Source organism: Candidatus Methylomirabilota bacterium, assembly GCA_035315345.1.
GTDB lineage: Bacteria > Methylomirabilota > Methylomirabilia > Rokubacteriales > CSP1-6 > CAMLFJ01.
Genome location: DATFYA010000001.1, coordinates 1 through 6,929 on the forward strand (window position 1 = coordinate 1; position 6,929 = coordinate 6,929).

Genomic DNA, 6,929 nt, shown 5'->3' on the forward strand with positions numbered 1-6,929 from the left:
TCGACCCTCGAGGAGGTCTCGACCGGGCGAAGTCTCCGCATCGCGATCCGCCCCCTGATCGACGCCTTCTCCGGACAGAGCGATCTCGTCAGCCCCGACCCGGCGACCCGGCGGGCCGCCGCGACGAAGATGGGCTACACCGGGGACGCGGACACGCTGAAGGTGCTCCAGGAGGCCCACGGCAAGGAGGGCGATCGCTGGGTCCGCTTCGCCATGGACGAGGCGGTGGCGCTGATCCGGCTACGCACGGGCGGGGAGCCGGAGCGGGTGGCCGCGGCCGAGACCCTCGGGCATCTCCGCAGCGCCAACGCGATGGAGCCGCTCGACCAGATCGCGGGGGACCCGCAGTCGCCGGCGCCGCTGGCCACCGCCGCGCGCGACGCGATCAAGCGGATCGAGCGCTGGGGCCTCTTCACCCAGGGCATCGAGATCGCATTCCAGGGTCTGTCCCTGTCCTCGATCCTGCTGCTCATGGCCCTGGGGCTGGCCATCGTGTTCGGGCTCATGGGCGTCATCAACATGGCTCACGGCGAGCTGATGGCGCTCGGCGCCTACGCCACGTTCCTGATGCAGGGCTGGTTCACCGCCCACTTCCCGGCGTACTTCGACTACTACTTCCTGGTCGCCCTGCCGTTCGCGTTCCTGGTCTCGGCGACGGCCGGATTGATCCTCGAGCGCGGCGTGATCCGCTTCCTCTACGGCCGGCCGCTCGAGACGCTGCTCCTGACCTGGGGCGTGAGCCTGATCATCCAGCAGGGGCTGCGGCTGTGGTTCGGGGCGGCCAACGTCGACGTGACGTCGCCGGGCTGGCTCTCCGGCGGGATCCCGGTGATGGTGGGCGTGCAGCTGCCGTACAACCGGCTCTTCATCATCGGGCTGGCCGCGGTCTGCGTGGCCGCGATGTACCTCCTGCTGTTCCGCACCGACGCCGGGCTGCGCATTCGCGCGGTCACCCAGAACCGCGGGATGGCCGCGTGCCTGGGGGTGCGGGCGCGATGGGTGGACGCGGGCACCTTCGCGCTCGGCGCGGGGCTCGCGGGCCTCGCGGGCTGCGCGATCACCCAGATCGGCAACGTGGGCCCCGAGCTCGGTCAGAACTACATCGTGGACTCGTTCATGGTCGTGGTCACCGGCGGAGTCGGCAAGCTGCTCGGCAGCATCCTGGCCGCGATCGGCATCGGCGGCCTGAACAAGATCATCGAGCCAGGAATGGGCGCCGTGTTCGGCAAGGTCCTGATCCTGGTGCTGGTGATCCTGTTCATTCAGCGCCGGCCCTCCGGGCTCTTCGCCACCAAGGGACGCTATGCGGAGTCCTGAGCGCTGGGGGCTCCTCGCGGCCGCCACGGTCCTGGTGGTGCTGCTGCCCGCGCTCAACGCGCTGCCCGCGGGCTCGCCGCTGCGGGTGTCCGACTTCACCCTGAACCTCTTCGGCAAGTTCCTGGCCTACGCGATTTTGGCTCTCGGGATCGACTTGATCTGGGGCTACACCGGCGTGCTCTCGCTGGGCCACGGCGTCTTCTTCGGCCTCGGGGCCTACGCGATGGGCATGCACCTGATGCTCGAGATCGGCACCCGCAGCGTGTACGGCAACGTGTTGCCCGACTTCATGGTGTGGAACCGGGTGACCGAGCTGCCGCTCTTCTGGAAGCCGTTCTACAGCGTGCCCTTCACTCTCGTGGCGGTGCTGGTCGTGCCCGCGCTGTTCGCCTTCGTGTTCGGCTACCTCACGTTCCGCAGCCGCATCCGCGGCGTGTACTTCTCGATCATCACCCAGGCCCTGGCCCTGTCCACCTGGCTGATGTTCAACCGGAACGCGATGAACCTGGGCGGCACCAACGGGCTCAGCGGGTTCAAGTCCATCTTCGGCTTCGGCCTGAACAGCCCGGCGACGCAGCGGACCCTCTACGTCGCGACCGCGCTCTGCCTGTGCGGAGCGTTCCTGGTCTGCCGCGCCATCACCCGGTCGCCCGCGGGCCGGGTGCTGATCGCCATCCGCGACAGCGAGACCCGCGTGCTCTTCTCCGGCTACTCGCCCGCCGCCTTCAAGCTCTTCGTGTTCATCGTGTCCGCGGCGCTGGCCGGCGTGGCCGGCGCGCTCTACGTCCCGCAGGTCGGCATCATCACGCCCGCGAAGATCGGCGTGCTCCCGTCCATCGAGATGATCATCTGGGTCGCGGTGGGCGGGCGGGGGACGCTGCTGGGCGCGGTGGTGGGCGCGATCGGGGTCAACTGGCTACAGAGCATCCTCACCACCACGTATCCGGATCTCTGGCTGCTCGTGCTGGGCAGCCTCTTCGTGGCGGTGGTTCTGTTCTTTCCCGACGGGGTGGTCGGCACCGCACGCCGGCTCGGAATGCGGCTTCGGCGGCTCCCGCGCGCCGCTGGCGCGGGGGGACGGTTGATCGGGCGCCCCGATGAGGGCCGAGGGCCCGAAGAGGCCGCACCGCGAACCAATGTCTCCCACGTCCAGGCGCCCCGATGAGGGCCGAGGGCCCGAAGAGGCCGCACCGCAAACCAATGTCCCCCACGTTCAAGCGCCCTGAATGACCTCGATCATCTACCTGGAGAGCGTCACCGTCGAGTTCGACGGGTTCAGGGCGCTCCACGACCTGAACTTCTTCATGGACCACCGGGAGCTGCGCGTGGTGATCGGGCCCAACGGAGCAGGCAAGACCACGTTGCTCGACGTGATCTCGGGCAAGGTGCAGCCGACGTCCGGCCGGGTCATCTTCGGCAAGCACACCGACCTCATCGGGCGACGGGAGAACGAGATCGCGAGCCTCGGGATCGGGCGGAAGTTCCAGACCCCGTCGATCTTCGAGAATCTGAGCGTGCGCGAGAACCTGGAGCTGTCGCTGGCCCGGCCCAGCAAGGGCGTCCTGGCCACCCTGCGGTCGCGGCTGTCCGGCGAGCAGCAGGCGCGCATCGAGGAGACGCTCGAGCGCATCGGCCTGGAGGGCCGCGGCGGAGAGCGGGCGGGCGGCCTGTCCCACGGCGAGAAGCAGTGGCTCGAGATCGGCATGGTGATCGTGCAGCAGGCGGAGCTGCTGCTGGTGGACGAGCCGGTGGCCGGGATGACCGACGAGGAGACCGCGCGCACCGCCGAGCTGTTGCAGGCCATCGCGCGCGATCGGGCGGTGCTGGTCATCGAGCACGACATGGAGTTCGTGCGCAGCCTGGCCCGGCGGGTCACCGTGCTCCACGAGGGCCGCGTGCTCTGCGAGGGCTCGGTGGACGAGGTGCAGCAGGATCCGCGCGTGCGAGAGGTCTATCTCGGGCGCAGTCACGCTCCCGCCGAGGCCGCGCATGCTTGAGGTGCGGGGCCTCGACGTGGCTTACGGCGAGAGCCAGGTGCTGTGGAACGTCTCGCTGGACGTGCCCGCGGGCACGGTGGTGTGTCTGATGGGCCGCAACGGGGTCGGCAAGACCACGCTGCTGAAGTCGATCATGGGGCTGCTGCCGGTCCGATCCGGCAGCGTGAAGTTCGACGGCCACGATCTCGGGGGACGGAGGCCCGAGGAGCGGGCCGCGCGCGGCATCGGGTACGTGCCGCAGGGCCGCGAGATCTTCCCGAACCTCACCGTGCAGGAGAACCTGCGCATGGGCCTGCTGGGCCGGCGCCGCGCCGGCGGCGACGGCGAGGGCGACCCGCTCGCGCGCGTGTTCGCGCTGTTTCCGAAGCTCCCCGCGCTGCTCGGGCGCAAGGGCGGCGTGCTGTCCGGCGGCGAGCAGCAGCAGCTGGCGATCGCGCGGGTGCTCCTGGCCGGGCCGAAGCTGCTCCTGATGGACGAGCCGACCGAGGGCATCCAGCCGTCGGTGATCGATCAGATCGAAGAGGCCATCGAGCGGATCAAGGACCAGGGCATCTCCGTGCTCCTCGTCGAGCAGTATCTCGAGTTCGCGTGGCGGCTGGCCGGCGCCTACGCGATCATGCGCAAGGGCACCATCGTGTCCACCGGCGCCACGAAGGAGCTCCGGGAGGATATGGTCCGGCAGCACCTGACGGTTTAAACTCCCGCCCATGCATCTGACGCCCCGGGAGCAGGACAAGCTGCTCGTCTTCACCGCCGCCGAGCTGGCGCGCCGGCGCCGGGGGCGTGGCCTCAGGCTGAACTATCCCGAGGCCCTGGCCCTCATCACCGCCGAGATCCTCGAAGGCATCCGCGACGGTCGCTCCGTCTCCGACCTGATGGCCTTCGGCATCACCATCCTGACCCGCGACGACGTGATGGACGGCGTGCCCGAGATGCTCGAGGAGGTGCAGGTCGAGGGCACGTTCCCGGACGGGACGAAGCTGGTGACGATTCACCACCCGGTTCGGTGATGGAGCCGAGCGTGGTGCGCCCGACCCAAGGCGGGCAGGATCCCGAACGTCCGCGGCTCGGGGGAGCGCGGGAGATGCTGGCCGAAGCAAACGGTCGTCCGCGGCCTGGGGGAGTGCCGGGGCCATTTCTGGGCCCCCGCAGCTGAAAAGCCTTACAGAAGTAGACCGTCCTGGATCGAGGAACGCATGATCCCTGGTGAATATCTGCTGGGCGAGGGAGATATCGAGGCGAACGTGGGGCGGCGCACCCTGCAGCTGACGGTGGCCAATACGGGGGATCGGCCAATCCAGGTCGGGTCGCACTTCCACTTCTTCGAGGCGAATCGGGCGCTGCGGTTCGAGCGCGCAAAAGCGTTCGGCATGCGGCTCAACGTGCCCGCCGGCACCGCGGTGCGCTTCGAGCCGGGCGACGAGAAGGTCGTGACGCTGGTGGAGCTGGCGGGCGCGCGCGAGGTCTACGGCCTGAACGCGCTCACCGAGGGCTCGACGGCGGAGAGCCGGCGTGCCGCGAGCCTCGCGCGGGCCGCGAAGGGCGGCTTCGAGGGATCGCGCCCGTGAGCCTGCGGCTCCCGCGCCGCCAGTACGCCGATCTCTACGGCCCGACCGTCGGCGACCGGGTCCGCCTCGCCGACACGGATCTGCTGATCGAGGTCGAGCGCGACTTCACGTCGTACGGCGACGAGGTGAAGTTCGGGGGCGGGAAGGTGATCCGCGACGGCATGGGGCAGTCGGCCCGCGCGACCGCCGGCGAGGGCGTGCTCGATCTCGTCATCACCAACGCGCTCATCCTGGACCACTGGGGCGTCGTGAAGGCCGACATCGGCATCCGGGCCGGCCGCATCGCGGGCATCGGCAAGGCCGGCAATCCCGACATCATGGCCGGCGTCAGCCCCGGCATGGTGATCGGCGCCTCCACCGAGGTCATCGCGGGCGAGGGACGGATCATCACCGCGGGCGGCATCGATAGCCACATCCACTTCATCTGCCCGCAGCTGGTCGACGAGGCGCTCTCGGCGGGGTTGACCACCCTGATCGGGGGCGGCACCGGACCCGCTACCGGCACCGCGGCCACGACGTGCGCGCCCGGGGCCTGGAACATCCACCGCATGCTCGAGGCCGCGGAGGCCATGCCCATGAACCTGGGCTTCCTCGCCAAGGGCAACGCCTCGCGCGCGGAGCCCCTGCGCGAGCAGGTGGAGGCCGGCGCCATCGGACTGAAGCTGCACGAGGATTGGGGGACGACGCCGGCCGCCATCGACGCGGCGCTCGAGGTGGCCGAGGCCATGGACATCCAGGTGGCCATCCACACCGACACCCTGAACGAGGCGGGCTTCGTCGAGGAATCGATCCGCGCGTTCAAGGGCCGGACGATCCACACCTATCACACCGAGGGCGCCGGCGGCGGCCACGCTCCCGACATCATCCGGGTCGTCGGCGAGTCCAACTGCCTGCCGTCCTCCACGAACCCGACGATGCCGTTCACCGTCAACACCATGGACGAGCATCTCGACATGCTCATGGTCTGCCATCACCTCAACGCGAAGATCCCCGAGGACCTGGCCTTCGCGGAGTCGCGCATCCGGGCCGAGACCATCGCGGCCGAGGACGTGCTGCACGACCTGGGCGCGATCAGCATGCTCTCCTCCGACTCGCAGGCGATGGGCCGCATCGCCGAGGTCATCTCGCGCACCTGGCAGACCGCGCACAAGATGAAGACGCAGCGCGGGTCGCTGCCCGGCGACGGCCGGCACGACAACACGCGGGCCAAGCGGTACGTGGCCAAGTACACGATCAATCCCGCCATCGCCCACGGCATCGCCCACGAGGTGGGCTCGGTCGAGGTGGGCAAGCTGGCCGACCTCGTGGTCTGGAAGCCCGCCTTCTTCGGCGTCAAGCCGGAGCTGGTGCTCAAGGGGGGCCTCATCGCGGTGGCCGCGATGGGCGATCCGAACGCGTCGATCCCGACGCCGCAGCCGGTGCGCTACCGGCCCATGTTCGCCGCCTACGGCGCCGCGGTGTCGTCCACCTCGCTGACCTTCCTCTCGCGCGCCGCCACCGAGGACGGGGTGGCCGCGCGCCTCGGCCTGCGGAAGGCCACCGCCACCGTGCGCGGCTGCCGCGGGCTCACGAAGGCCGCGATGATCAACAACAGCTACCTCCCGCGCATGGAGGTCGACGCGGAGACCTACGAGGTGCGGGCCGACGGCCAGCTCCTCACCTGCGCCCCCGCGTCGGTCCTGCCATTGGCGCAGCGCTATTTCCTGTTCTGACCATGCTGCGCGCGACTCGTATCATTCCCCGCGGCGAGTGGATCCACTCGGTCCTCAACACCGACACGGTGCGCCTGGACTACGACCAGCGCCATCGGCGTCGCATGGCTATGAAGGGCCAGCGCGGGTTCGAGTTCCTGCTCGACCTGCCGCACGCTGTGCCGCTCAGGAATGGCGACGGCCTCGTGCTGGAGGACGGGCGAATCATCCTAGTCAGCGCCCAGCCTGAGCCGCTCGCCGAGATCGGCGCAGCCGACGGCAACGCGCTGGCACGGGTCGCCTGGCACCTCGGAAACCGTCACCTGCCCACGCAGCTTCTGCCAGGCAAGCTCCGC

General features: G+C 69.7%; 8 protein-coding genes. All 8 read left to right on the top strand.

Features of this window, described 5'->3' with window-relative positions:
- Positions 1 to 1,317, top strand: a 1,317-nt coding sequence (gene urtB, locus VKN16_00005; protein ID HME92578.1) for an urea ABC transporter permease subunit UrtB, incomplete at its 5' end; no start/stop codon positions are given.
- Positions 1,304 to 2,482, top strand: coding sequence for an urea ABC transporter permease subunit UrtC (urtC, locus tag VKN16_00010; protein HME92579.1), 1,179 nt, complete (start codon positions 1,304 to 1,306; stop codon positions 2,480 to 2,482). The genes urtB and urtC, both read left to right, overlap by 14 nt.
- Before the next feature lie 61 nt (positions 2,483 to 2,543).
- Positions 2,544 to 3,314 carry an urea ABC transporter ATP-binding protein UrtD gene (gene urtD, locus VKN16_00015; protein ID HME92580.1) on the top strand — a complete coding sequence of 257 codons (771 nt, stop codon included), beginning with the start codon at positions 2,544 to 2,546 and terminating at the stop codon, positions 3,312 to 3,314.
- Positions 3,307 to 4,011: an urea ABC transporter ATP-binding subunit UrtE gene (gene urtE / locus VKN16_00020; protein HME92581.1), complete on the top strand. Its 705-nt coding sequence runs from the start codon at positions 3,307 to 3,309 to the stop codon at positions 4,009 to 4,011. The genes urtD and urtE overlap by 8 nt, the downstream gene beginning before the upstream one ends.
- A 10-nt stretch (positions 4,012 to 4,021) precedes the next feature.
- Positions 4,022 to 4,324 (top strand): urease subunit gamma, encoded by a 303-nt coding sequence (locus VKN16_00025; GenBank protein ID HME92582.1) that lies wholly within the window; start codon positions 4,022 to 4,024, stop codon positions 4,322 to 4,324.
- Positions 4,325 to 4,510: 186 nt separating this feature from the next.
- The gene (gene ureB / locus VKN16_00030; protein HME92583.1) at positions 4,511 to 4,882 is read left to right on the top strand and encodes an urease subunit beta; all 372 of its coding nucleotides are present in this window, start codon (positions 4,511 to 4,513) and stop codon (positions 4,880 to 4,882) included.
- On the top strand, positions 4,879 to 6,594 hold the full coding sequence (gene ureC / locus VKN16_00035; GenBank protein HME92584.1) for an urease subunit alpha: 1,716 nt from the start codon (positions 4,879 to 4,881) through the stop codon (positions 6,592 to 6,594). Before ureB ends, ureC begins: the two co-directional genes overlap by 4 nt.
- Positions 6,595 to 6,596: 2 nt before the next feature.
- Positions 6,597 to 6,929, top strand: a 333-nt coding sequence (locus VKN16_00040; protein HME92585.1) for an urease accessory protein UreE, incomplete at its 3' end; no start/stop codon positions are given.